The sequence below is a fragment of the Pseudomonas asiatica genome, assembly GCF_040214835.1.
Lineage (GTDB): Bacteria > Pseudomonadota > Gammaproteobacteria > Pseudomonadales > Pseudomonadaceae > Aquipseudomonas > Aquipseudomonas putida_Z.
Window position 1 is genome coordinate 532,931 of the sequence record NZ_CP157874.1, and the last position, 23,687, is coordinate 556,617.

Below are 23,687 nucleotides of genomic sequence, written 5' to 3' on the forward strand. Positions count from 1 at the left end.
CATGGCAACCGTAAAAGTAACGCTGATCAAGAGCGTCTCGGGCCGTCTGCCTAACCACAAGCTGTGCGTTAAGGGCCTGGGTCTGCGTCGCATCGGTCACACTGTAGAAGTCCAGGATACTCCCGAAAACCGCGGGATGATCAACAAGGCTTACTACATGCTGAAGGTCGAGGGTTAATCGATGAAACTCAATGATCTGAGTCCAGCGCCGGGTTCCCGTCGCGAGAAGCATCGTCCAGGTCGTGGTATCGGTAGCGGTCTGGGTAAGACCGGCGGCCGTGGCCACAAAGGTCAGACTTCCCGTTCGGGTGGTTCGATCGCTCCTGGCTTCGAAGGCGGTCAACAGCCGCTGCACCGTCGTCTGCCGAAGTTCGGCTTCGTTTCCCTGAAAGCCATGGACCGCGCCGAAGTGCGTCTGTCCGAGCTGGCCAAGGTGGAAGGCGACGTGATCTCCGTGCAATCCCTGAAGGATGCCAATGTGATCGGCCAGAACGTACAGCGCGTGAAAATCATGCTGTCTGGCGAAGTCACTCGCGCAGTCACCATCAAGGGTATCGCAGCCACCAAGGGTGCGCGTGCGGCTATCGAAGCAGCTGGCGGCAAGTTCGAGGAATAAATGGCTAAGCAAGGTGCTCTCTCTTCGCTCGGTAAGGGCGGGATGTCGGAACTCTGGGCTCGTCTGCGCTTTCTGTTCATGGCGATCATCGTCTATCGGATAGGTGCGCATATCCCGGTTCCTGGCATCAATCCAGACCGTCTGGCGGATCTGTTTCGGCAGAATGAGGGGACCATTCTTAGCTTGTTCAACATGTTTTCCGGTGGCGCGCTCGAGCGCATGAGCATCTTTGCACTGGGGATCATGCCGTACATCTCGGCATCGATCATCATGCAGCTGATGACGGCGGTCAGCCCGCAACTGGAGCAGTTGAAGAAGGAAGGTGAAGCTGGCCGTCGCAAGATCAGCCAGTACACCCGCTACGGCACCGTTATCCTGGCACTGGTTCAAGCCATTGGCATGTCCATTGGCCTGGCCAACCAGGGCGTGGCGTTTTCTGTAGGCCTGGGCTTCCATGTCGTCGCCGTCTCCACCTTCGTGGCGGGTGCGATGTTCATGATGTGGCTGGGCGAGCAGATCACCGAGCGCGGTGTGGGCAACGGTATCTCGATGTTGATCTTCGCGGGTATCGTTGCCGGTCTTCCGAGAGCAATCGGGCAGTCTTTCGAGTCTGCACGCACAGGCGATATCAACATTTTCGCCCTGGTCGCTATCGGTTTGCTGGCAGTAGCGATTATCGGCTTCGTGGTGTTCATTGAGCGTGGTCAGCGTCGTATCGCCGTTCACTACGCCAAGCGTCAGCAGGGCCGCAAGGTCTTCGCTGCGCAGACCAGCCACTTGCCGCTGAAGGTGAACATGGCGGGGGTTATCCCGGCCATTTTCGCGAGCAGCATTCTGCTGTTCCCGGCTTCGCTGGGTGCCTGGTTCGGTCAGTCCGAAGGTATGGGCTGGCTGCAGGACATCTCGCAGTCGATCGCTCCTGGTCAGCCGTTGAACATTCTGCTGTTTAGTGCAGGGATCATTTTCTTCTGCTTCTTCTACACAGCGCTGATGTTCAACCCGAAAGACGTAGCGGAAAACCTGAAGAAGTCCGGTGCCTTTATTCCGGGTATCCGTCCTGGTGAGCAGTCGGCACGCTACATTGATGGCGTTCTGACCCGTCTGACCATGTTCGGTGCTCTTTACATGATGGCCGTCTGCCTTCTGCCCCAGTTCCTGGTGGTGGCAGCAAATGTGCCGTTCTACCTTGGCGGGACCTCGTTGCTGATTGTGGTAGTGGTTGTGATGGACTTCATGTCCCAAGTACAATCGCACCTCGTTTCGCACCAGTACGAATCCCTGATGAAGAAAGCCAACCTGAAAGGCTACGGTGGCAGCGGTCTGCTGCGCTGATACGCCCCTAAGGTTCGAGGAGTCGGTAATGAAAGTTCGTGCATCGGTGAAAAAGCTGTGCCGTAACTGCAAGATCATCCGTCGCGAAGGCGTCGTACGAGTGATCTGCAGCGCGGAACCGCGTCACAAACAGCGCCAAGGCTGAGTGTGATCTGCGCTTCAAACCCAGCAGCTAGTGTGCTGCTGGGTTGATTATTCGTTTCTACAGCGATATTATCTCGCGCCCTATTTCTTGGCTTCCGGGGCGTAGGTAGCTGTCAATTGGAGTCCCACTGAATGGCCCGTATTGCAGGCGTCAACATTCCAGATAACAAGCATGCTGTTATCTCGCTGACCTACATCTATGGTGTCGGTCGCACTACTGCACAGAAGATCTGTGCAGACGCTGGTGTAAACCCAGCCGCTAAGATCAAGGATCTGAGCGACGAGCAAATCGAAACCCTGCGTGGCGAAGTCGCGAAGTTCACCACCGAAGGTGACCTGCGTCGTGACATCAACATGAAGATCAAGCGCTTGATGGACCTGGGTTGCTACCGCGGCCTGCGTCATCGTAAAGGTCTGCCGGTTCGCGGTCAGCGCACCAAGACCAACGCACGCACCCGTAAGGGCCCGCGTAAGCCGATCCGCAAGTAATCGCCCAGGAATATAGACATGGCAAAACCTGCTGCTCGTCCTCGTAAGAAAGTCAAAAAGACAGTGGTTGATGGCATCGCCCACATCCATGCCTCTTTCAACAACACCATCGTGACCATCACCGACCGTCAGGGCAACGCTTTGTCCTGGGCGACCTCCGGTGGTTCGGGTTTCCGTGGTTCGCGCAAATCCACCCCGTTCGCAGCCCAGATCGCTGCTGAGCGTGCTGGTCAAGCTGCGCTGGAATACGGTCTGAAGAACCTCGACGTAAACGTCAAGGGTCCAGGTCCAGGTCGTGAGTCCGCCGTTCGTGCACTGAACAGCTGCGGCTACAAGATCGCCAGCATCACCGACGTGACGCCAATCCCGCACAACGGGTGCCGTCCGCCGAAGAAGCGTCGCGTGTAATCAGGAGACAGATAAATGGCACGTTACATTGGTCCAAAATGCAAACTGTCTCGTCGTGAAGGCACTGACCTGTTCCTGAAGAGCGGCGTTCGCGCTCTGGAATCGAAGTGCAACATCGAAGCAGCCCCAGGTATCCACGGCCAGCGCCGTGGCCGTCAGTCCGACTACGGTACCCAGCTGCGCGAGAAGCAAAAAGTTCGTCGTATCTACGGTGTTCTGGAGCGTCAGTTCCGCGGTTACTACCAGGCTGCAGCCTCGAAAAAAGGCGCAACCGGTGAAAACCTGCTGCAACTGCTCGAGTGCCGTCTGGATAACGTCGTCTACCGTATGGGCTTCGGCTCGACTCGTTCCGAGTCCCGTCAGCTGGTTTCGCACAAAGCGATCAGCGTCAACGGTAAGACTGTAAACATTCCATCCTACCAAGTTCGTCCGGGTGACGTGGTCGCGGTTCGCGAGAAGTCGCTGAACCAGCTGCGCATTGTTCAAGCCCTTGAACTGTGCGCCCAGCGTGGCCGCGTTGAGTGGGTTGACGTGGATGCTGCTAAAAAGTCGGGCGTTTTCAAGAACGTTCCTGCTCGCAGCGACCTGTCTGCCGACATCAACGAGAACCTGATTGTCGAGCTCTACTCCAAGTAAGGGCTAGAAAATAGGTGCATCCATGCAGATTTCGGTAAATGAGTTCCTGACTCCCCGCCACATTGATGTGCAGGTAGTCAGTCCGACCCGCGCCAAGATTACGCTCGAGCCTCTCGAGCGTGGTTTCGGCCATACCCTGGGCAACGCGCTGCGCCGCATCCTGTTGTCCTCCATGCCTGGCTGTGCAGTAGTCGAGGCCGAGATCGACGGCGTACTCCACGAGTACTCCGCGATCGAAGGTGTTCAGGAAGACGTCATTGAAATCCTGTTGAACCTGAAAGGCCTGGCTATCAAACTGCACGGTCGTGACGAAGTTACGCTGACCTTGTCGAAAAAGGGTTCGGGGGTGGTTACCGCTGCCGATATTCAGCTGGATCACGATGTCGAGATCGTCAACCCCGATCACGTAATCGCGAACCTGGCGTCGAACGGCGCCCTGAACATGAAGCTCACTGTAGCTCGTGGTCGTGGTTACGAGCCGGCCGACTCCCGTCAAACCGACGAAGACGAAAGCCGTAGCATTGGCCGTCTGCAGTTGGACGCTTCGTTCAGCCCGGTGCGTCGTATCGCCTATGTGGTCGAGAACGCCCGTGTTGAACAGCGTACCAACCTGGACAAGCTGGTCATTGATCTGGAAACCAACGGCACCCTGGATCCTGAAGAGGCTATCCGCCGCGCTGCGACCATCCTGCAACAGCAGCTGGCCGCGTTCGTCGACCTCAAAGGTGACAGCGAGCCTGTCGTAGTCGAGCAGGAAGACGAGATCGATCCGATCCTGCTGCGTCCGGTTGACGACCTGGAACTGACTGTACGTTCGGCCAACTGCCTCAAGGCGGAGAACATCTACTACATCGGCGACCTGATTCAGCGTACCGAAGTAGAGCTGTTGAAGACTCCTAACCTGGGCAAGAAGTCCCTGACTGAAATCAAGGACGTCCTGGCCTCTCGTGGTCTGTCTCTCGGCATGCGCCTCGACAACTGGCCGCCTGCAAGTCTTAAGAAAGACGACAAGGCGACCGCCTGATCGTCGTAATCACCGAACGTAGTGTTTGGTAAGGAATGAATCATGCGTCATCGTAAAAGTGGACGTCACCTGAGCCGTACCAGCTCTCACCGCAAGGCTATGTTCCAGAACATGGCAGTGTCGCTGATCGAGCACGAGCTGATCAAAACCACCCTGCCGAAAGCCAAGGAACTGCGCCGCGTTGCCGAGCCGCTGATCACCCTGGCCAAGGAAGACAGCGTAGCTAACCGCCGTCTGGCCTTCGATCGTACCCGTTCGAAGTCCGCTGTTGGCAAGCTGTTCAACGACCTGGGCAAGCGTTACGCCACCCGTCAGGGCGGCTACCTGCGCATCCTGAAGTGCGGTTTCCGCGCTGGCGACAACGCTCCTATGGCGTACGTCGAGCTGGTTGATCGTCCGGTCGGCGGTGCTGTAGAAGCTGCTGAGTAAGACGTTCTGTCTGCTACAAAGAACCGGGCCTAGTGCCCGGTTTTTTGTTTCAAGATGTATTGTTTATTTCTATTGATACAAGTCATGTAATGCATTTGTTCTTGTAACCTTGCTCGTCAATACTCTCTCCAGAGCCGATTAGCCGGCGCTTGAAGACCGATAAGGAGAGCCCATGAGCAAGATTCTCACCACCGCCAGCGGTGCACCTGTAGCAGACAACCAGAATTCCCGTTCCGCCGGCCCGCGCGGCCCGCTGCTGCTCGACGACTTCCACCTGATCGAGAAGCTCGCCCACTTCAACCGCGAGAACATTCCTGAGCGCCGCGTACACGCAAAAGGCTCGGGCGCCTACGGCACCTTTACCGTCACCCGCGATATCACCGGTTACACCAGTGCCAAGCTGTTTGAACAGATTGGCAAGCAGACCGAAACTTTCCTGCGCTTTTCCACCGTTGGTGGCGAGCGTGGCTCCGCCGATACCGAACGCGACCCGCGTGGCTTTGCCGTCAAGTTCTACACCGAGGAAGGCAATTGGGACATCGTCGGCAACAACACGCCGGTGTTCTTCATCCGCGACCCACTGAAGTTCCCGGACTTTATCCACACCCAGAAGCGTCACCCACAATCCAACCTGAAGAACGCTCAGATGATGTGGGACTTCTGGTCGCACTCTCCCGAGGCGCTGCATCAGGTCACCATTCTGTTCTCCGATCGCGGCATTCCGGACGGCTACCGCCATATGCACGGCTTTGGTAGCCATACCTACAGCCTGATCAATGCCAAGGGTGAACGCACCTGGGTCAAATGGCACTTCAAGACCCAGCAAGGCATCAAGAACCTCGCACCGGCAGATGCCGCGCGCCTGGCAGGTACTGACCCGGACTACGCCCAGCGCGACCTGTTCGAAGCCATCGAGCGGGGCGATTACCCACGCTGGACCGTATGCATCCAGGTGATGAGCGAAGCCGAGGCTGCCAGCCGCGACGAAAACCCCTTCGACGTGACCAAGACCTGGTCGCAGAAGGACTACCCGCTGATTGAAGTGGGCGTGCTGGAGCTCAACCGTAACCCGCTCAACTACTTTGCCGAGGTCGAGCAAGCTGCGTTTGGCCCGAGCAACATGGTGCCGGGTGTTGGCCTGTCGCCGGACCGCATGCTGCAAGGGCGGGTATTCGCCTACGCCGACGCGCATCGCTACCGGGTGGGTACCAACCACCAGCAGCTGCCGGTGAACGCACCACGTTGCCCGGTCAACAGCTACCAGCGTGATGGTTCCATGGCCGCTGGCAGTTACGGCAGCGCGCCGAACTATGAGCCCAACAGCTACAGCGATGCACCGAAGCAGTCGCCACGCCACGCCGAGCCTGCGCTAGCCCTGAATGGTTCCGCAGACCGTTACGACCACCGCGAAGACACCGACTACTACAGCCACGCCGGCGCGCTGTTCCGCCTGATGAACGATGAGCAGAAAGCCCTGCTGATAAACAACATTGCCGGCACCATGGCAGGCGTCAGCGAAGACGTGATCCAGCGTCAGTTGCAATACTTCTTCAAGGCCGATCCGGCCTATGGCAAAGGGGTTGCCAAGGCCTTGGACATCAATCTCGCCTAAGTCGAAGTGATAAGAAGAACCGCCCTCATTTGGGCGGTTTTTCAATGAATATCACTACTGTTTAACCGATTTTTTGCGTCTAATTGCGCGGTTTTCAGTGACCGCAGGCAAAAGCTGGTTCACACTATGTGGCATAGACGTTTTCACATGGAGAAGCAGGGCGATGCAAGGTCACCCGGACGTAATCAACTACCTCGTTACGCTGCTGAAGGGCGAACTGGCGGCGCGTGACCAGTACTTCATTCACTCGCGTATGTACGAAGACTGGGGCCTGTCCAAGCTCTACGAGCGCATCAACCACGAAATGGAAGAAGAGACGCAGCACGCAGATGCCCTGATGCGTCGCATCCTCATGCTCGAAGGCACCCCTGACATGCGCGCGGACGACCTGGAAGTGGGCAGCACCGTGCCGGAAATGATCGAGGCTGACCTCAAGCTCGAGTACAAGGTACGCGGCGCGCTGTGCAAAGGCATCGAGCTGTGCGAGCTGCACAAGGACTACATCAGCCGCGACATCCTGCGCGCTCAGTTGGCTGATACCGAAGAAGATCACACCTACTGGCTGGAGAAGCAGCAGGGGCTGATCAAGGCCATTGGCCTGGAGAATTACCTGCAGTCGCAGATGTAAAAGCCTGGGCTGCTTTGCAGCCCTATCGCGACACAAGGCCGCTCCCACAGTGAAATGCATTACTCCAGTGGGAGCGGCCTTGTGTCGCGAAAGGGGCGCAAAGCGCCCCCAAGGCCTTACGCCCGATCCCGCTCCAGCAACGGTTTCAGGTAGTGCCCGGTATACGACTGTTTCATCGTACTCAGTTCTTCTGGCGTACCGCAGGCAATGATCTGCCCACCTTTCGAGCCACCCTCCGGCCCCAGATCCACCAGCCAGTCCGCGGTCTTGATCACATCCAGGTTGTGCTCGATCACCACCACGGTATTGCCGTGGTCGCGCAGGCGATGCAGCACGTCCAGCAACTGCTGGATATCGGCAAAGTGCAGACCCGTGGTCGGCTCATCGAGGATGTACAGGGTCTTGCCGGTGTCACGCTTGGACAGTTCGCGCGATAGCTTGACTCGCTGGGCCTCACCACCCGACAGGGTGGTCGCCGACTGCCCCAGCTTGATGTACGACAGCCCCACATCCATCAACGTCTGCAGCTTGCGCGCCAGCGCCGGCACTGCGTCGAAGAACTCGCGGGCATCCTCGATGGTCATCTCCAGCACCTCGTGGATGTTCTTGCCCTTGTACTTGATCTCCAGGGTTTCGCGGTTGTAGCGCTTGCTCTTGCACACGTCGCACGGCACGTAGATGTCCGGCAGGAAGTGCATCTCCACCTTGATCAGGCCATCGCCCTGGCAGGCCTCGCAACGGCCCCCCTTGACGTTGAACGAGAAACGCCCCGGACCATAGCCGCGCGAACGCGATTCCGGCACGCCGGAGAACAGCTCGCGGATCGGTGTGAAGATGCCGGTGTAGGTCGCCGGGTTCGAGCGAGGAGTGCGGCCGATCGGGCTCTGGTCGATATCCACCACCTTGTCCAGGTGCTGCAGGCCATCCATGCTGGCATGCGGCGCCGCTTCCAGGCTGCTTGCGCCATTCAGGGCGGTGGCGGCCAGTGGGAACAGGGTGTTGTTGATCAGCGTCGACTTGCCGGAGCCGGAAACCCCGGTCACGCAGGTCAGCAGGCCGATCGGGACTTCCAGGTCGACGTTTTGCAGGTTGTTGCCACGCGCGCCCTTGAGCTTGAGCTGCAGCTTCTTGTTGCGCGGCGTGCGCTTGGCCGGCACGACGATCTTCTTGCGCCCGGACAGGTACTTGCCGGTCAGCGAGTCGGGGTGGGCCATGACCTCCTGCGGCGAGCCCTCGGCGACGATCTGCCCACCGTGCACGCCGGCCCCCGGGCCGATGTCCACCACGTAGTCGGCCAGGCGGATGGCGTCCTCGTCGTGTTCCACCACGATCACCGTGTTGCCCAGGTCGCGCAGGTGGTTGAGGGTGGCCAGCAGGCGGTCATTGTCACGCTGATGAAGGCCGATGGACGGCTCATCGAGGATGTACATCACTCCCACCAGGCCAGCGCCGATCTGGCTGGCCAGGCGGATACGCTGCGCTTCGCCACCGGACAGGGTATCGGCGCTGCGGTCCAGGGTGAGATAGTCGAGACCGACGTTGACCAGGAACTGCAGGCGCTCGCAGATTTCCTTGAGGATCTTCGCCGCAATCTCGCCACGGCGACCGGTCAGGGTCAGCTCGCCGAAATAGTTGCTGGCTTCACCGATAGGCAGGTTGGTCACCGCCGGCAGTGTTTTTTCGCCCACCCACACGTGCCGTGCCTCACGGCGCAGGCGGGTGCCGCGGCAATCCGGGCAGGGCTGGGTGCCGAGGAACTTGGCCAGTTCTTCGCGCACGGTGGCCGACTCGGTCTCGCGGTAGCGGCGCTCCAGGTTCGGCACGATGCCTTCGAACGGGTGCGAGCGCTTGACGATGTCGCCACGGTCGTTGAGGTACTTGAAGTCGACGCTCTGCTTGCCGCTGCCCTGCAGGATCACCTTCTGGTGCTCGGCCGAAAGCTGGCCGAATGGTTCCTCCAGGCTGAAGCCGTAATGCGCGGCCAGCGAACCGAGCATCTGGAAGTAGTACACGTTGCGCCGGTCCCAGCCGCGGATCGCGCCTTCGGCCAAGGTGAGCTCGGCATTGACCAGGCGCTTGGTGTCGAAGAACTGCTTCACCCCCAGGCCATCGCAGGTAGGGCAGGCGCCAGCGGGGTTGTTGAAGGAGAACAGCTTCGGCTCCAGCTCGCTGATGGCATGGCCACAGACCGGGCAGGCGAAACGCGCGGAGAAGATCGTCTCTTCGCCTTGCTCGTCATCCATTGGTGCCACCAGGGCGATGCCGTCGGCCAGCTTGAGCGCTGTCTCGAACGACTCGGCCAGGCGCTGTTGCAAGTCGGCGCGGACCTTGAAACGGTCCACCACCACATCGATGCTGTGTTTTTTCTGCTTGTCCAGCTTGGGCAGTTCGTCGAGTTCGTAGAGCTTGCCGTTTACCCGGGCGCGCACAAAGCCTTGGGCGCGCAGCTCGTCGAACACTGCCAGGTGCTCGCCCTTGCGCTCGCGCACCACCGGCGCCAGCAGCATCAGCTTGCTGCCTTCCGGGCGCTCCAGCACCAGGTCGACCATCTGGCTGATCGTTTGCGCCTCCAGCGGGATATCGTGATCCGGGCAGCGTGGGGTGCCGACGCGGGCGTACAGCAGGCGCAGATAGTCGTAGATTTCGGTGATGGTGCCGACCGTGGAGCGGGGGTTGTGCGAGGTCGACTTCTGCTCGATGGAAATGGCTGGCGACAGGCCTTCGATGGTATCGACGTCGGGCTTTTCCATCATCGACAGGAACTGCCGGGCGTAGGCCGACAGCGATTCCACATAGCGGCGCTGGCCTTCGGCGTACAGGGTGTCGAACGCCAGGGACGACTTGCCGGAACCGGACAGGCCGGTGATCACGATCAGCTTGTCCCGGGGCAGGGTCAGGTCGATGTTCTTCAGGTTGTGGGTACGTGCCCCACGAATCAGGATCTTGTCCACTGCGGCCTCGCTCGGCGGGCATAAACAAGGAAGTATACGGCGCGCTGCCAGTACGCGGCAAAGCGTCGCGTAGATGCCGTCAAGCTGTCGGACTGATAGAATCGCCGCCGGTTCACACGAGATTAATCCATGCACGACACCCACAACGAGCGCATGAGTGGCAGCGAAACCCGCGCCGCTGGCGGCCTGGCCCTGGTCTTTGCCTTTCGTATGCTGGGCATGTTCATGGTCTTGCCGGTGCTGGCCACCTACGGGATGGACCTGGCCGGTGCCACGCCTGCGCTGATCGGCCTGGCCATTGGTGCCTATGGCCTGACGCAGGCCGTATTGCAGATCCCGTTCGGGATGATTTCCGATCGCATCGGCCGCCGGCCGGTGATTTACCTGGGGTTGGTCATCTTTGCCCTGGGTAGTGTATTGGCGGCCCAGGCCGACTCCATCTGGGGAGTGATCGCCGGGCGTATCCTGCAGGGCGCCGGGGCGATTTCCGCTGCGGTCATGGCGCTGCTGTCCGACCTCACGCGCGAGCAGCACCGGACCAAGGCCATGGCCATGATCGGCATGAGCATCGGCCTGTCGTTTGCTGTCGCCATGGTCGTTGGCCCATTGCTGACTCGTGCCTTTGGCTTGTCAGGATTGTTCCTCGCCACGGCAGGACTTGCCCTGGTAGGCATCCTGCTGATCGCCTTTGTGGTGCCCAATACCCACAGCATCCTGCAGCACCGTGAGTCGGGTGTGGCGCGCCAGGCCATCGGCCCGACCCTGCGCCATCCGGACCTTCTGCGCCTGGATGTGGGCATCTTCATTCTCCACGCCATCCTCATGGCCAGCTTCGTCGCATTGCCACTGGCCTTTGTCGAGCGCGGCGGCCTGCCGAAGGAGCAGCACTGGTGGGTGTACCTGACCGCGTTGTTCATCTCATTTTTTGCAATGGTCCCGTTCATCATCTATGGCGAAAAAAAGCGCAAGATGAAACGCGTGCTGGCCGGGGCGGTCAGTGTGTTGCTGCTGGTGGAGGTGTTCTTCTGGCAGTGGGCTGACGGTTTGCGCGGACTGGTGATCGGCACCGTGGTATTCTTTACTGCATTCAACCTGCTGGAGGCGTCGCTGCCTTCGCTGGTGAGCAAGGTGTCGCCTGCAGGTGGCAAGGGGACGGCAATGGGGGTCTACTCCACCAGCCAGTTCCTCGGCGCTGCCCTGGGAGGAATCCTCGGTGGCTGGTTGTTCCAGCACGGCGGGCTGAACATGGTGTTCCTCGGTTGTGCGGTACTGTGTGCCATCTGGTTGGTCGTCGCCTTGCGCATGAACGAGCCGCCCTATGTGACCAGCCTGCGCATGCCGCTGACGCCAGAGGCAGTCCGGGAAGCCGGCCTGACCGAGCGCCTGATGGCTGTGCCAGGTGTGACCGACGCCGTCGTGGTGGCGGAAGAAGCCGCAATCTATATCAAACTGGATACGAAAATTTTGGACCGTACGACCCTCGAGCGCCTGGTGAACCCGGCCTCTTCGGCGTGCGAAGCCTAGGAGAACGTTATGGCCCGTGGGGTTAACAAAGTCATTCTGGTCGGCACCTGTGGCCAGGATCCCGAAGTCCGCTACCTGCCCAACGGTAACGCCGTGACCAACCTGAGCCTGGCTACCAGCGAGCAGTGGACCGACAAGCAGTCGGGCCAGAAGGTCGAGCGTACCGAGTGGCACCGTGTGTCGCTGTTCGGCAAGGTTGCCGAAATCGCCGGCGAATACCTGCGCAAGGGTTCGCAGTGCTACATCGAAGGCAAGCTGCAGACTCGCGAGTGGGAAAAAGACGGCATCAAGCGTTACACCACCGAGATCATCGTCGACATCAACGGCACCATGCAGCTGCTCGGCGGTCGTCCGCAGGGCCAGCAGCAGGGCGGTGACCCGTACAACCAGGGTGGCGGCAACTACGGTGGCGGCCAGCAGCAGTACAACCAGGCCCCGCCACGTCAACAGGCCCAGCGCCCGCAACAGGCCCCTCAGCGCCCGGCGCCACAGCAGCCAGCCCCGCAGCCGGCGGCTGACTTCGACAGCTTCGATGACGATATTCCGTTCTGATCCAAGCCGTTAAGCAGCTGGCAAAAAACCAAAAACCCAAGGCAGATGTCTTGGGTTTTTTTATGAGCAAACAGTGGTAGTGCTGTGCGGGCTTTCCTCTAAAAAGAAAGCGGCGAGGATAGGGCGCCAGCTTCGCGATATCGCGGGAATCTCGGCAGCCCATTGAGTAGGAAAAATGCCATAAGATAATGCAAATTTTATATGGTTATAGGAAACGCTAACCGTAAATGTCAGAGACTTCTGAAGTTCTAGTGGGGCACACTTTTTCCTATCCTGATCGCTTAGTATTCACTTTTTAAAGGAGTGGATCATGAAAAGTGCTGAGAAGGAATGCCTGTTAGGTCAAATAAACCTGAAATCAGACGCGCGAAACTACGATGTCTCTGGTTTTTCCGAGATGTATGCAGCTCATCTTGAGGGGCCTGCTGGGGACGCTGTGTTTTACGGTCGAGTACTAATAGGCATTGGTTTCGCAATTTCCGCACTGGGCCTTGGCATCTTCCTGTTTGGTCCTGAGGTTATTTATTATGACCGGTTTTCAGGCCCCACTCTGATTCAACACATACAAGCGAACTCCGGCCTCGTTGCAATGGCCGGCGGGTTGATGATGGCGTGGGGCGGGAAGCGGCGGGATGACGGCATTGTTTATCGGGAGGATTTTCTCCTGTCCCATTACAAGTTTGTAACGGAAGATGGGCAAGATGTTAGCGGTCAGGTTTCTGTCCGATACCTGGAAGGAGATAATTTCAGTGTATTCATCGACTTGTAGTCGAGCGAGTATGTTCGGGCCTTGTTAGAGTCATATTTGTCATTGATTCAAGTTATGCCTCTTACTTGACAGTCTGCCCTCAGATCTTTTGGCTGGTGCCGTTCTGCTGTACCTGTTTGGTTGCCGGCTACAAATCAAGCCATGTGACACCGAGTGCCGTTTGGAGTGGCCTCGCGTCGTGAAACTGGCGCATAGTGCCCCAATGGCACGACTACACCAATACCAGTCCAGTTCAATAAAACAACCGCGGCTCCGGCGAGTCCAGCAAGCTGACCAGCTTGGTCAGGGCAAAGCCCAGTTCCTGGCGGCTGGGGGCCATCAGGGCGATGCGCACGCCGCAGTTGGCGTGGCTGCGTTCTGGCAGGAACTGGCTGCCACTGACTACCGTGACGCCGTTGTTACGCGCCAGGTTGGCGAATTCGTCGCTGGTCCACGGCTCCGGCAACTCCAGCCAGATGTGGAAGCTGTTGGGCTGGCTGCGGATCTTGTACTTGCCAAGGATCTCCCGGGCCATTTGCTGGCGCGCGGCCGCCTCCTCCTGTTGTTCCCGCACCAGCTGGTCGGCCATGCCGCTGTTGATCAGGTTGCTGGCCAGTTGCGCCATCAACGGTGATGGCATCCAGACGCTGCTGCGTACCATCGACGAAAGCCGCGAGAGGGTTTGCGGTGGGGCATACAGGTAACCGATGCGCAGTGCCGGCAGCACACTTTTGGACAGGCTGGTGAGGTACACCGAGCGTTCGGGCGCATACGCCGCCAGTGGCTGGTAATCCGGTGCGGGTTCAAGGAAACCGTAGATATCGTCATCGACGATGAACAGGTCGAACTCGCGGGCGATCTCGGCGATGGCCTGGCGCCGTGCGTGGGGCATGATCGAGTTGGTCGGGTTCTGGTGGGTGGTGACGCACACCAGCAGGGAAGGGCGGTGCTCCAGGCACGCCGCGCGCAATGCCTCGGGAATCAGGCCGTGCTCGTCCATGGCCACGCCGCGCAGGCGGCGGCCCATGCTGTGGGCCAGGGAGATGATGCCTGGGTAGCAGAACGACTCGCACAGCACCACATCGTCGCTCTTCGACAGGCTGCTGATGGCCACAAGCAGGCCGTGCTGGGCCCCTGAGGTAAGCACCACCTGCTGCCAGCGCGCCTCGGGCAGCCAGCGTTGGATCCAGGCGGCACCGGCCTGCTTGTGGGTCGCATGGCCGCCATCGGTGATGTAGTCGAGTACCTGCGCCAGGTCGGGTGACGCGGCCAGCTCGTTTATGGCTCCGCGCAGCCAGTCGGTCATGTGGGCATCGTTGGGTTTGATGATCGACAGGTCGATCTGGCCGCTCTCACGTTCGGCGGCCACGGGCTTCGGCCGTGCGACCGGGGCAGGAGGAGAGCTTTGCAGGTGCCGTTGCTGCAGCACGAAGGTGCCGCGGCCGACTTCGCCTACCACCAGGCCGCGCTTGGCAGCTTCGTCGTAAGCGCGCCCGATGGTGCCGGGGGTCACGTTCAGGGACTCGGCCAGGTCCTTGAGTGTCGGCAAACGTTCGCCAGCCACCAGCCGGCCACTGCCAATGTCTTGCTCCAAGGCGTCGGCAATCATCAGGTAGACCGGCTGCGCCAGGTCGCTGTAGTGAGGAACCCACATAGAAATGGCACCAGAATCTGCGAGAACGCGGAAGCCTAGCACGAAAGGTCTGATGGAAGTAATTGTGTTTTCGTACGGGTAAATTACCTCGATTGAGTCGCTTGAGGTTGTCGTGCGTTTGCATCGAATGCCCGCTTTCACAAGGCGATCCCTTCCCCGGCTGTTCTCCGCATTTCGTGGTGGCAGATGGAAACCTTTTGAAATCAATGATTTGATTGAATCGATTCAATCCAGCTGTTTTATGCGATCGAAAATGAATTGAATCGACTCTATTTTTGTAATTACAATTATTGAGTCGATGCAATGTGCGATTGCCCCAGCGGCTTTCATCGCTGGCATCGCACAGCTGTGAACGGCTTCAAAAAATACAACGTCTGCCGCCTCTGCCCGGCTTAGCACGACACCGAACGGCCTCAAGCCAGCTCAATGGAATATCACTCGAAATGGAAAGCGCACAATTGCATCAAGGGGCCGAGCCTCGGACCTCATTGGAGATCCGCCTGCCCTGGGTCACCTCCAGCGCCTGGCAAACCCTGCTGAACAACACCCCGCTCGATTTCGAGACGAGCAAAGAGCTTTACCCACAGATCAAGGATCAGGCGCAGGAAGTGCTGGGCAAGGCGCTGTGCCAGCAGATCCGCGGCTTTGTCGAAGACCCGCACCTGACCAGCATGATCGTGCGCAACTGCCCCCGCGACCGGGACATCCCGCCCACGCCCTATTCGGGCGTGCTCAGTCCGCGCAGCACACCCATTGCCTGCCTGGTCAGCCTGACCATGCAGAGCCTGATGGGGATCAACCCGGTGGTTTATGAGGGGGAGAACGATGGCCGCCTGTTCCGCCATGTCATTCCGTCGCGCAGTTCTTCCAGCCACAAGAGCTCCCATGGTTCGCGGCTGCGCTTTTCCTATCATGTGGACAACCCGGACCTACCGCTGTCTTCCGAGCCGCTTGGCACCGCTTCCTGCTGCCCGGAGTACCTGTCGTTCTTCGGGATGCGCTGTGATCCGCGCATCAGCACCACACTGGTAAACCTCGATGCAGTGGTTGCAGCGCTACCTGCATCGACCGTGCGCGAACTGTGCCTGCCGCAGTTCGAAATCCGCCGCCCGGACTCGTTTACCGGCAATCGTCGTTGTACCGCCGAGCTGCCAGTCCTTGCGCGTGGTCACGCTGGCGAATGGTTGTGTCGCTTCGACAGTGAAAACACCCACGGCCTGAATCTGCGTGCCGAGCAGGCCCTGGGCAGCCTGCGCAGTGTGCTGGAAACCCGCCGCTTCGATGAGCCGCACCTGCTGCTGCCGGGCGATTTCATGATCTTCAAGAACCAGCGCGTGCTGCATGCCCGCGATGGCTTCGAGCCACAGAACGATGGTGCCGACCGCTGGCTGTTGCGCCTGTTCGCGGTCAACGACCTGAACCGGGTGCACTTCGCCCGGGCCGATCACCTTTACGAAGTTCTCTCCTGATCCCTTTCACTGACTCGATGGACGTACTGTTATGGAACTGTTAGGCGCTTTCTGGGCGGAACACTGGTTGCTGGCGATCCTCATGCTCGGGGCGATTGCCTTCGTTGCCGGCTTCGTCGACAGCATTGCCGGTGGCGGTGGGCTGTTCCTGGTGCCGGGCTTTCTGCTGGTTGGCATGCCACCCCAGGTTGCCCTTGGCCAGGAAAAACTGGTCAGTACCCTCGGCACGCTGGCGGCCATCCGCAACTTCCTGGCCAACAGCAAGATGGTCTGGAAGGTAGCGCTGGTCGGCGTGCCATTCTCGCTGCTCGGTGCCTACCTGGGGGCGCACCTGATCGTGTCTATCTCCCAGGAAACCGTGGGCAAGATCATCCTGGCGCTGATCCCCTTCGGCATCCTCATCTTCCTCACCCCCAAGGACCGCCCGGTCGAGGAGCGCGAACTGTCATCGCGCATGCTGTTCACTGTGGTCCCGCTGACCTGCCTGGCCATCGGTTTCTATGACGGCTTCTTCGGCCCCGGTACCGGCAGCATGTTCATCATTGCTTTCCATTACCTGCTGCGTATGGACCTGGTCTCCAGCTCGGCCAACTCCAAAACCTTCAACTTCGCGTCCAACATCGGCGCCCTGGTGGCCTTCGTCATTGCCGGCAAGGTCGTCTACCTGCTGGCGTTGCCGCTGGTGGCCTGCAACATCCTCGGTAACCACCTGGGCAGCGCACTGGCCCTGCGCAAGGGCAACGAAGTGGTGCGCAAGGCGCTGGTGTTCTCGATGCTCTGCCTGTTCACCAGCCTGGGCGTGAAGTACCTGGCCTGACCCTTCCATAGGAGACAACTGATGAAAACCGCATTCGTAACTGGCGCCTCCTCGGGCTTTGGCCGCGCCATCTGCCGTACCTTGATCGGCAAAGGCTACCGCGTGATCGGTGGCGCCCGGCGCATGGACAAGCTGCAAGCGCTGGAGGCCGAGCTGGGCGTCAATTTCATTCCGCTGGCGCTGGACGTCACCGACCCGGTGTCGCTCGAGGCGGCGGTCGAGCAGATTCGTGATGCTTCGCTGCAGATCGACCTGCTGGTCAACAATGCCGGGCTGGCGCTGGGCGTGGACCGTGCCCAGGCCAGCAGTGCGGAAAACTGGCAGCGGATGATCGACACCAACATCACCGGCCTGGCCATGGTCACCCACAAGATCCTGCCGCAGATGGTGGAAGCCGACAGCGGCATGATCATCAACATCGGCTCGATCGCCGGCACCTACCCCTACCCGGGCGGTAACGTGTATGGCGCCAGCAAGGCCTTTGTCCGCCAGTTCAGCCTCAACCTGCGCGCCGACCTGGCGGGCACCCGCGTGCGAGTGAGCAACATCGAGCCAGGGCTGTGTTCGGGGACCGATTTCTCGGTGGTGCGCCTGAACGGTGACCTGGATGCCGTGCAGGCGCTGTATCGGGATGTGGAGGCCATCCTGCCCGAGGACATCGCGGCCACGGTGGCCTGGATTGCCGAGCAGCCGGCGCATGTGAACATCAATACCATCGAGATCATGCCGGTGGCCCAGAGCAGTGCGGCGCTGAACGTGGTGCGCAACCTTCCGCTTTGCTGATCGGCTGGTGGTGGATGGCACCGGCGTTGCCGGTGTTCGCGGGCACGCCCGCTCCCATAGGAATAGCGGCCTGCTTCGGGCATGTGCAGTACCTGTGGGTTTACCCGCGAATCTGGCAACACAGCGCCCTCAGCTGACCCATGTCATCGCACCTTCTCGATTCTTGGCTAGTCTTAACTGTTGGCGGCCATCAATTGGCCGCCACCGTGACTACCAAGAGGCGCCGGCCATGTTCCGTGCGTCCACCACCTGATCAGGAGTGCACGATGGACCTGAACCGTCGGCAGTTCTTCAAGGTCGCCGCCGTCGGCCTTGGAGGCTCGAGCCTTGCGGCGTTGGGCATGGCCCCGACACCAGCATTCGCCGAGCAGGTGCGTCACTTCAAGCTGGCGCATACCAAAGAAACCCGTAACACATGCCCCTACTGCTCGGTCGGCTGCGGCCTGATCATGTACAGCCAGGGCGATGCGGGCAAGAACGTCAAACAGAACATCATCCATATCGAAGGTGACGCCGACCACCCGGTCAACCGCGGCACCCTCTGCCCGAAAGGCGCTGGCCTGCTGGACTTCATCCACAGCCCGAGCCGCCTGCAGTACCCCGAGGTACGCAAGCCTGGCAGCAAGGAGTGGGTGCGGGTCAGCTGGGACGAGGCGCTCGATCGCGTCGCCGACCTGATGAAGCAGGACCGCGACGCCAACTTCATCGAAAAGAACGCCCAGGGGCAAACGGTCAACCGCTGGCTCACCACCGGTTTTCTCGCTGCTTCCGCCGCCTCCAGCGAGGCTGGCTACCTGACCCACAAGGTCGTCCGCGCAACAGGCATGCTGGGGTTCGATAACCAGGCTCGTGTCTGACATGGCCCGACGGTGGCAAGTCTTGCCCCGACGTACGGCCGTGGCGCCATGACCAACCACTGGTCCGATATCGCCAACGCGAATCTGGTCCTGGTGATGGGTGGCAACGCAGCAGAAGCGCATCCGTGCGGCTTCAAGTGGGTGACCGAGGCCAAGGCGCACAACAAGGCGCGGCTGATCGTGGTCGACCCGCGGTTTACCCGTACCGCTTCGGTGGCGGACTACTACGCACCGATCCGTACCGGTACCGACATCGCCTTCATGGGCGGGCTGATCAATTACCTGCTGAGCAACGACAAGATCCAGCACGAGTACGTGCGCAACTACACCGACGTGTCGTTCATCGTCAAAGAGAACTATGGCTTCGAGGATGGCCTGTTCAGCGGCTACGACGAGGCCAAGCGCGTGTATTCCGACAAGTCCGGCTGGGGTTACGAGCTGGGTGAGGACGGTTTTGCCAAGGTCGACCCGACCCTGCAGCACCCGCGCTGCGTGTTCCAGCTGATGAAGCAGCACTACAGCCGCTATACCCCGGAACTGGCGAGCATGACCTGTGGCATGCCGCAGGACGCCATGTTGAAGATCTGGGAAGAGATCGCTACCTGCTCGGTACCGGGCAAGACCATGACGATCCTCTATGCGCTTGGCTGGACGCAGCACTCGATCGGCGCGCAGATCATCCGCAGTGCGGCCATGGTGCAGTTGCTGCTGGGTAACGTCGGCATGCCGGGTGGCGGGGTCAACGCCTTGCGCGGGCACTCCAACATCCAGGGCCTGACCGACCTCGGCCTGCTGTCCAACTCGTTGCCGGGTTACCTGACCCTGGCCGGCGATGCCGAGCAGGACTATGCCGCCTATATCGACAAGCGCGCCTCCAAGCCACTGCGCCCTGGCCAACTGTCGTACTGGCAGAACTACGGCAAGTTCCACGTCAGCCTGATGAAAGCTTGGTACGGCGCCAATGCCACCGCAGAGAACAACTGGGGCTACGATTGGCTGCCCAAGCTCGATGTGCCGGCCTACGACGTGCTGCGCATGTTCGAGATGATGGGCCAGGGCAAGGTCAACGGCTACATGTGCCAAGGTTTCAACCCGATAGCCGCGCTGCCGGACAAGAACCGCGTCACCGCGGCCCTTGGCAAGCTCAAGTGGCTGGTGATCATGGACCCGCTGGCCACCGAGACCTCGGAGTTCTGGCGCAACGCCGGGCCGTTCAATGATGTAGACACGGCCAACATCCAGACCGAAGTGATCCGCCTGCCCACCACCTGCTTCGCCGAGGAAGACGGCTCGCTGGTCAACAGCAGCCGCTGGCTGCAGTGGCACTGGAAGGGCGCCGACGGCCCGGGCGAGACCCGCACCGACGTTCACATCATGAGCGAGCTGTTCCTGCGCCTGCGCCAACGCTACCAGGCCGAGGGCGGCGCCTACCCTGATGCGCTGATGAACATCAACTGGCCATACAAGGTCCCTGAAGAGCCATCCCCGGAGGAACTGGCCAAGGAAATGAACGGCTGGGCGGTGGCCGACGTCACCGACCCGACTGGCGCAGTGCTCAAGGCCGGCCAGCAACTGGCGGGCTTTGGCCAGCTCAAGGACGACGGCAGCACCGCGTCCGGCTGCTGGATCTTCGCCGGCAGCTGGACCGAGCAGGGTAACCAGATGGCTCGCCGTGACAACAGCGACCCGTATGGCATGCACCAGGTGCAGAACTGGGCCTGGGCCTGGCCGGCCAACCGCCGCATCCTCTACAACCGTGCCTCCAGCGACCCGCAAGGCAAGCCGTGGGACCCGGAGAAGAAGCGCCTGGTTTGGTGGAACGGCAAGGCCTGGACCGGCACCGACGTGCCCGACTTCAAGGTCGACTCGCCGCCCGAGGCGGGGATGAACCCGTTCATCATGAACCCCGAAGGCGTGGCGCGCTTCTTCGCCATCGACAAGATGGCCGAAGGCCCGTTCCCCGAGCACTACGAGCCGTTCGAGACGCCGATTGGCATCAACCCGCTGCACCCGCAGAACAAGAAGGCCACCAGCAACCCGGCCGGGCGGGTCTTCGACTCGGTGTGGGACAGCCTCGGCAAGCACGACGAGTTCCCGTACGCGGCGACCACGTACCGGCTGACCGAGCACTTCCACTTCTGGAGCAAACATTGCCGGCTCAACGCCATTGCCCAGCCCGAGCAGTTCGTCGAAATCGGCGAGGTGCTGGCCAACGAGAAAGGTATCAAGGCCGGTGACCGGGTGCGGGTGTCGAGCAAGCGCGGGCACATCGAGGCGGTGGCAGTGGTGACCAAGCGGATTCGCCCGCTCCAGGTCAACAACCAGACTGTGCACCAGATCGGTATCCCGCTGCACTGGGGCTTCACCGGGGCTACGCGGCATGGCTACCTGACCAACACCTTGGTGCCTTTCCTGGGTGACGGCAATACCCAGACGCCAGAGTCCAAGTCGTTCCTCGTCAAAGTGGAGAAACTCTGATGGCCAGCCAAGACATCATCGCCCGCTCGGCCACCACCACCGTACCGCCTTCGGTACGCCAGCAGCAGGAAGTCGCCAAGCTGATCGACACCACCAAGTGCATCGGCTGCAAGGCCTGCCAGGTGGCGTGTTCGGAGTGGAACGAACTGCGTGACGAGGTCGGCCACAACCACGGCACCTACGACAACCCCCAGGACCTCACCGCCGAGACCTGGACCCTGATGCGCTTCACCGAGCACGAGCGCGACGACGGCAACCTGGAGTGGCTGATTCGCAAGGACGGCTGCATGCACTGCGCCGAGCCAGGTTGCCTGAAAGCCTGCCCGAGCCCGGGGGCGATCATCAAGCACGCCAACGGCATCGTCGACTTCAACCAGGACCACTGCATTGGTTGTGGCTACTGCATCACCGGTTGCCCGTTCAACATCCCGCGCATCTCGCAGAAGGACCACAAGGCGTACAAGTGCACCCTGTGTTCCGACCGCGTGACCGTGGGCCTGGAGCCGGCCTGCGTGAAAACCTGCCCGACCGGGGCCATCGTGTTCGGCACCAAGGACGAGATGAAGGTGCATGCCGCCGAGCGCATCGTCGACCTCCAGTCGCGGGGCTACGACAAGGCCGGGCTGTACGACCCGGACGGCGTCGGCGGCACCCACGTGATGTATGTGCTGCACCATGCCGACACGCCGAAGCTGTACGCCGGCCTGCCGGACCAGCCGGTGATCAGCCCGCTGGTTGGGTTGTGGAAGGGCTTCACCAAGCCGCTGGCGCTGCTGGCCATGGGCGCGGTGGTGCTGGCCGGGTTCTTCCACTATGTGCGGGTCGGGCCACAGCGGGTGGAGGAGGACGAGCCCCCGGCATCTGCGGATGAAAGCGTGCATCAGGTGGACCCGTCGGTCCATGTCTATGATCCGACCAAGCCCGGCGGGCAAGGGGAGCAGCGACCATGAACGACAACAAACCCATCCTGCGCTACAACGCCAACGAGCGCAGCAACCACTGGGTCGTCGCGATCCTGTTCGTCCTGGCTGGCCTGTCGGGGCTGGCGCTGTTCCATCCGGCGCTGTTCTGGCTCAGCAACCTGTTCGGCGGTGGGCCGTGGACACGCATCCTGCACCCCTTCATCGGGGTGGCGATGTTCGTGTTCTTCCTCGGCCTGGTGCTGCGTTTCTGGCGGGCCAACTTCATCACTGCCAACGACCGCCTGTGGCTGCGCCGCGTGGACCGGGTGATGCTCAACAAGGAGGAGGGTGTGCCACCGATCGGCAAGTACAACGCCGGGCAGAAGCTGTTGTTCTGGACTCTGCTGGTGTGCATGCTGGTGCTGCTGGTCAGCGGCGTGGTGATCTGGCGCGCATACTTCAGCCATTTGTTCGGCATCGAGGTCATTCGCCTGTCCGCGCTGCTCCACGCCCTGGCGGCGTTCGTGCTGATCCTCAGCATCATCGTGCACATCTACGCCGGCATCTGGATCAAGGGCTCGATCGGCGCCATGCTGCATGGCTGGGTCAGCCGCGCCTGGGCGCGCAAGCACCATGAGTTGTGGTACCGCGAAGTGACCGGTGACAAGACGCCGGGCAATCACGGACGAAAAGAAGGATGAGCGCTTGAGCACGATACTCGAACCCGGGCAGATCGAAGCGTCGGCAGTGATGCCGCCGTTTCTGCACCTGCCCCCCGCCAACCTGTTCGAACTGCGCGCCGAGCGCCTGGAGCAGCTGGCCGAGGGCAATGCCCTTGGCGAATACCTGAAGCTGGTGGCTCGTTTGTGCCGTATCCAGCAGCAGCTTGTGGATAACCCGCCCGCTGGCATGCCGGTGGCCGAGGAACGTCAGCGCCTGTGCATAAGTCATGGTTTGCCGCCACTGGCGGCGGACAGCCTGGTGCGGGAAGGGTCGTGGCTGGTCTGGTTGCAGGCCTTGCTTGAGCACCTCGACGCGGACATTAGCGGTCCGTTGGGGGAGGCGCTGCAAGCCCTGCGCAGCAGTGACGACCATCAACGCAAGGGTTGGGGCATCGCCTTGCTCGCCGGCCAGTACGACGCAGTGCCCGCGGCACTGGTGCCGTTCATTGGGGCGGCCTTGCAGGCGGCCTGGTCCAGCTGGTTGCTGGCGCTGCCCGCGCCAGAGCTCAAGCCCGCCGACAGCCTGGCCCAGTGCCCGGCCTGCGGTTCGCCGGCGATGGCCGGGGTGGTGCGCAACCGCGGCAAGCACAATGGCCTGCGTTACCTGGCTTGTTCGCTGTGTGCCTGCGAATGGCATGTGGTGCGGGTCAAATGCGTGTACTGCGAGTCGAGCAAGGACCTGCGCTATACCAGCCTTGACGATGACCGCCATGCGCCGGGCAAGGCGCCGCTACGGGCAGAGTGCTGCCCGGAGTGCGAGAGCTACCTGAAGCAGAACTACCTGGAAAACGATGCGGCGGCCGAGCCGCTGGCCGATGACCTGGCCAGCCTGGCACTGGACATTCGCCTGGACGAGGAGGGCTTCCATCGGTTGGCACCGAACCTGATGCTCGCACCCGGGTAATGGAGAGT

Annotated in this window: 23 protein-coding genes; 21 read left to right on the top strand and 2 right to left on the bottom strand. The window is 60.8% G+C overall.

Annotated elements, in window-relative coordinates; all coding sequences use genetic code 11:
* The first annotated feature begins 1 nt into the window (after position 1).
* The 11 genes from rpmD to bfr all read left to right on the top strand — a co-directional run bounded on the left by rpmD (position 2) and on the right by bfr (position 7,318).
* Positions 2-178 carry a 50S ribosomal protein L30 gene (gene rpmD / locus ABNP31_RS02395; RefSeq protein ID WP_003255463.1) on the top strand — a complete coding sequence of 59 codons (177 nt, stop codon included), beginning with the start codon at positions 2-4 and terminating at the stop codon, positions 176-178.
* 3 nt (positions 179-181) lie between these two features.
* A complete protein-coding gene (gene rplO / locus ABNP31_RS02400) occupies positions 182-616 on the top strand; it encodes a 50S ribosomal protein L15 (RefSeq protein ID WP_003257107.1) in 435 nt (144 codons plus the stop codon).
* On the top strand, positions 617-1,948 hold the full coding sequence (secY, locus tag ABNP31_RS02405; RefSeq protein WP_003257108.1) for a preprotein translocase subunit SecY: 1,332 nt from the start codon (positions 617-619) through the stop codon (positions 1,946-1,948). It begins immediately after the preceding gene.
* A 28-nt stretch (positions 1,949-1,976) separates the two neighbouring features.
* Positions 1,977-2,093: a 50S ribosomal protein L36 gene (gene rpmJ, locus ABNP31_RS02410; RefSeq protein ID WP_002555468.1), complete on the top strand. Its 117-nt coding sequence runs from the start codon at positions 1,977-1,979 to the stop codon at positions 2,091-2,093.
* Positions 2,094-2,224: 131 nt separating this feature from the next.
* On the top strand, positions 2,225-2,581 hold the full coding sequence (gene rpsM / locus ABNP31_RS02415; RefSeq protein ID WP_003257112.1) for a 30S ribosomal protein S13: 357 nt from the start codon (positions 2,225-2,227) through the stop codon (positions 2,579-2,581).
* A gap of 18 nt (positions 2,582-2,599) precedes the next feature.
* Positions 2,600-2,989, top strand: a complete 390-nt coding sequence (rpsK, locus tag ABNP31_RS02420; RefSeq protein ID WP_003255454.1) for a 30S ribosomal protein S11 — start codon at positions 2,600-2,602, stop codon at positions 2,987-2,989.
* Between the two features lie 15 nt (positions 2,990-3,004).
* On the top strand, positions 3,005-3,625 hold the full coding sequence (gene rpsD, locus ABNP31_RS02425; RefSeq protein WP_003257114.1) for a 30S ribosomal protein S4: 621 nt from the start codon (positions 3,005-3,007) through the stop codon (positions 3,623-3,625).
* A 22-nt stretch (positions 3,626-3,647) separates the two neighbouring features.
* Positions 3,648-4,649: a DNA-directed RNA polymerase subunit alpha gene (locus ABNP31_RS02430; RefSeq protein WP_003255452.1), complete on the top strand. Its 1,002-nt coding sequence runs from the start codon at positions 3,648-3,650 to the stop codon at positions 4,647-4,649.
* 42 nt (positions 4,650-4,691) lie between these two features.
* Positions 4,692-5,078, top strand: a complete 387-nt coding sequence (gene rplQ / locus ABNP31_RS02435; RefSeq protein WP_003255451.1) for a 50S ribosomal protein L17 — start codon at positions 4,692-4,694, stop codon at positions 5,076-5,078.
* A gap of 172 nt (positions 5,079-5,250) precedes the next feature.
* Complete coding sequence (locus tag ABNP31_RS02440; RefSeq protein WP_085665365.1) at positions 5,251-6,690, top strand: catalase; 1,440 nt, start codon at positions 5,251-5,253, stop codon at positions 6,688-6,690.
* A gap of 163 nt (positions 6,691-6,853) precedes the next feature.
* Complete coding sequence (bfr, locus tag ABNP31_RS02445) at positions 6,854-7,318, top strand: bacterioferritin (protein WP_003257116.1); 465 nt, start codon at positions 6,854-6,856, stop codon at positions 7,316-7,318.
* Positions 7,319-7,434: 116 nt separating this feature from the next.
* On the opposite strand, the gene uvrA is transcribed toward bfr, so the two are convergent.
* Positions 7,435-10,269 (bottom strand): excinuclease ABC subunit UvrA, encoded by a 2,835-nt coding sequence (uvrA, locus tag ABNP31_RS02450; protein ID WP_075044431.1) that lies wholly within the window; start codon positions 10,267-10,269, stop codon positions 7,435-7,437.
* A gap of 129 nt (positions 10,270-10,398) precedes the next feature.
* On the opposite strand from uvrA, the gene ABNP31_RS02455 reads away from it, so the two are divergent.
* The 3 genes from ABNP31_RS02455 to ABNP31_RS02465 all read left to right on the top strand — a co-directional run bounded on the left by ABNP31_RS02455 (position 10,399) and on the right by ABNP31_RS02465 (position 13,114).
* Entirely contained in the window at positions 10,399-11,793 is a 1,395-nt protein-coding gene (locus ABNP31_RS02455) for an MFS transporter (protein WP_025337493.1), read from the top strand.
* Positions 11,794-11,802: 9 nt separating this feature from the next.
* On the top strand, positions 11,803-12,345 hold the full coding sequence (locus ABNP31_RS02460) for a single-stranded DNA-binding protein (RefSeq protein WP_021783897.1): 543 nt from the start codon (positions 11,803-11,805) through the stop codon (positions 12,343-12,345).
* 310 nt (positions 12,346-12,655) lie between these two features.
* A complete protein-coding gene (locus ABNP31_RS02465) occupies positions 12,656-13,114 on the top strand; it encodes a hypothetical protein (protein ID WP_238067195.1) in 459 nt (152 codons plus the stop codon).
* Between the two features lie 232 nt (positions 13,115-13,346).
* Here ABNP31_RS02465 and ABNP31_RS02470 read toward each other — a convergent pair whose 3' ends face one another.
* Entirely contained in the window at positions 13,347-14,747 is a 1,401-nt protein-coding gene (locus ABNP31_RS02470; RefSeq protein ID WP_238067196.1) for a PLP-dependent aminotransferase family protein, read from the bottom strand.
* Positions 14,748-15,190: 443 nt separating this feature from the next.
* Between ABNP31_RS02470 and ABNP31_RS02475 the strand changes: the two genes are divergently transcribed.
* From ABNP31_RS02475 to fdhE, 7 genes are all read left to right on the top strand, one after another.
* Positions 15,191-16,216, top strand: coding sequence for a TauD/TfdA family dioxygenase (locus ABNP31_RS02475; RefSeq protein ID WP_075044434.1), 1,026 nt, complete (start codon positions 15,191-15,193; stop codon positions 16,214-16,216).
* A 31-nt stretch (positions 16,217-16,247) separates the two neighbouring features.
* The gene (locus tag ABNP31_RS02480; protein WP_046615926.1) at positions 16,248-17,033 is read left to right on the top strand and encodes a sulfite exporter TauE/SafE family protein; all 786 of its coding nucleotides are present in this window, start codon (positions 16,248-16,250) and stop codon (positions 17,031-17,033) included.
* Between the two features lie 21 nt (positions 17,034-17,054).
* Complete coding sequence (locus ABNP31_RS02485) at positions 17,055-17,816, top strand: SDR family NAD(P)-dependent oxidoreductase (protein WP_085665369.1); 762 nt, start codon at positions 17,055-17,057, stop codon at positions 17,814-17,816.
* A gap of 266 nt (positions 17,817-18,082) precedes the next feature.
* Positions 18,083-21,151 carry a formate dehydrogenase-N subunit alpha gene (fdnG, locus tag ABNP31_RS02490; RefSeq protein WP_238067198.1) on the top strand — a complete coding sequence of 1,023 codons (3,069 nt, stop codon included), beginning with the start codon at positions 18,083-18,085 and terminating at the stop codon, positions 21,149-21,151.
* On the top strand, positions 21,151-22,101 hold the full coding sequence (gene fdxH, locus ABNP31_RS02495) for a formate dehydrogenase subunit beta (protein ID WP_350012949.1): 951 nt from the start codon (positions 21,151-21,153) through the stop codon (positions 22,099-22,101). The genes fdnG and fdxH overlap by 1 nt, the downstream gene beginning before the upstream one ends.
* The gene (locus tag ABNP31_RS02500; RefSeq protein ID WP_075044437.1) at positions 22,098-22,754 is read left to right on the top strand and encodes a formate dehydrogenase subunit gamma; all 657 of its coding nucleotides are present in this window, start codon (positions 22,098-22,100) and stop codon (positions 22,752-22,754) included. Before fdxH ends, ABNP31_RS02500 begins: the two co-directional genes overlap by 4 nt.
* A 4-nt stretch (positions 22,755-22,758) precedes the next feature.
* Positions 22,759-23,679, top strand: a complete 921-nt coding sequence (fdhE, locus tag ABNP31_RS02505) for a formate dehydrogenase accessory protein FdhE (protein ID WP_350012950.1) — start codon at positions 22,759-22,761, stop codon at positions 23,677-23,679.
* The last annotated feature ends 8 nt before the right edge of the window (positions 23,680-23,687 follow it).

Excerpts from the sequence above, each read along its gene's own strand:
- rpmD (WP_003255463.1), top strand. The coding sequence starts at position 2 with ATGGCAACCGTAAAAGTAACGCTGATCAAGAGCGTCTCGGGCCGTCTG.
- rplO (WP_003257107.1), top strand. The coding sequence starts at position 182 with ATGAAACTCAATGATCTGAGTCCAGCGCCGGGTTCCCGTCGCGAGAAG.
- secY (WP_003257108.1), top strand. The coding sequence starts at position 617 with ATGGCTAAGCAAGGTGCTCTCTCTTCGCTCGGTAAGGGCGGGATGTCG.
- rpmJ (WP_002555468.1), top strand. The coding sequence starts at position 1,977 with ATGAAAGTTCGTGCATCGGTGAAAAAGCTGTGCCGTAACTGCAAGATC.
- rpsM (WP_003257112.1), top strand. The coding sequence starts at position 2,225 with ATGGCCCGTATTGCAGGCGTCAACATTCCAGATAACAAGCATGCTGTT.
- rpsK (WP_003255454.1), top strand. The coding sequence starts at position 2,600 with ATGGCAAAACCTGCTGCTCGTCCTCGTAAGAAAGTCAAAAAGACAGTG.
- rpsD (WP_003257114.1), top strand. The coding sequence starts at position 3,005 with ATGGCACGTTACATTGGTCCAAAATGCAAACTGTCTCGTCGTGAAGGC.
- ABNP31_RS02430 (WP_003255452.1), top strand. The coding sequence starts at position 3,648 with ATGCAGATTTCGGTAAATGAGTTCCTGACTCCCCGCCACATTGATGTG.
- rplQ (WP_003255451.1), top strand. The coding sequence starts at position 4,692 with ATGCGTCATCGTAAAAGTGGACGTCACCTGAGCCGTACCAGCTCTCAC.
- ABNP31_RS02440 (WP_085665365.1), top strand. The coding sequence starts at position 5,251 with ATGAGCAAGATTCTCACCACCGCCAGCGGTGCACCTGTAGCAGACAAC.
- bfr (WP_003257116.1), top strand. The coding sequence starts at position 6,854 with ATGCAAGGTCACCCGGACGTAATCAACTACCTCGTTACGCTGCTGAAG.
- ABNP31_RS02455 (WP_025337493.1), top strand. The coding sequence starts at position 10,399 with ATGCACGACACCCACAACGAGCGCATGAGTGGCAGCGAAACCCGCGCC.
- ABNP31_RS02460 (WP_021783897.1), top strand. The coding sequence starts at position 11,803 with ATGGCCCGTGGGGTTAACAAAGTCATTCTGGTCGGCACCTGTGGCCAG.
- ABNP31_RS02465 (WP_238067195.1), top strand. The coding sequence starts at position 12,656 with ATGAAAAGTGCTGAGAAGGAATGCCTGTTAGGTCAAATAAACCTGAAA.
- ABNP31_RS02470 (WP_238067196.1), bottom strand. The coding sequence starts at position 14,747 with ATGTGGGTTCCTCACTACAGCGACCTGGCGCAGCCGGTCTACCTGATG.
- ABNP31_RS02475 (WP_075044434.1), top strand. The coding sequence starts at position 15,191 with ATGGAAAGCGCACAATTGCATCAAGGGGCCGAGCCTCGGACCTCATTG.
- ABNP31_RS02480 (WP_046615926.1), top strand. The coding sequence starts at position 16,248 with ATGGAACTGTTAGGCGCTTTCTGGGCGGAACACTGGTTGCTGGCGATC.
- ABNP31_RS02485 (WP_085665369.1), top strand. The coding sequence starts at position 17,055 with ATGAAAACCGCATTCGTAACTGGCGCCTCCTCGGGCTTTGGCCGCGCC.
- fdxH (WP_350012949.1), top strand. The coding sequence starts at position 21,151 with ATGGCCAGCCAAGACATCATCGCCCGCTCGGCCACCACCACCGTACCG.
- ABNP31_RS02500 (WP_075044437.1), top strand. The coding sequence starts at position 22,098 with ATGAACGACAACAAACCCATCCTGCGCTACAACGCCAACGAGCGCAGC.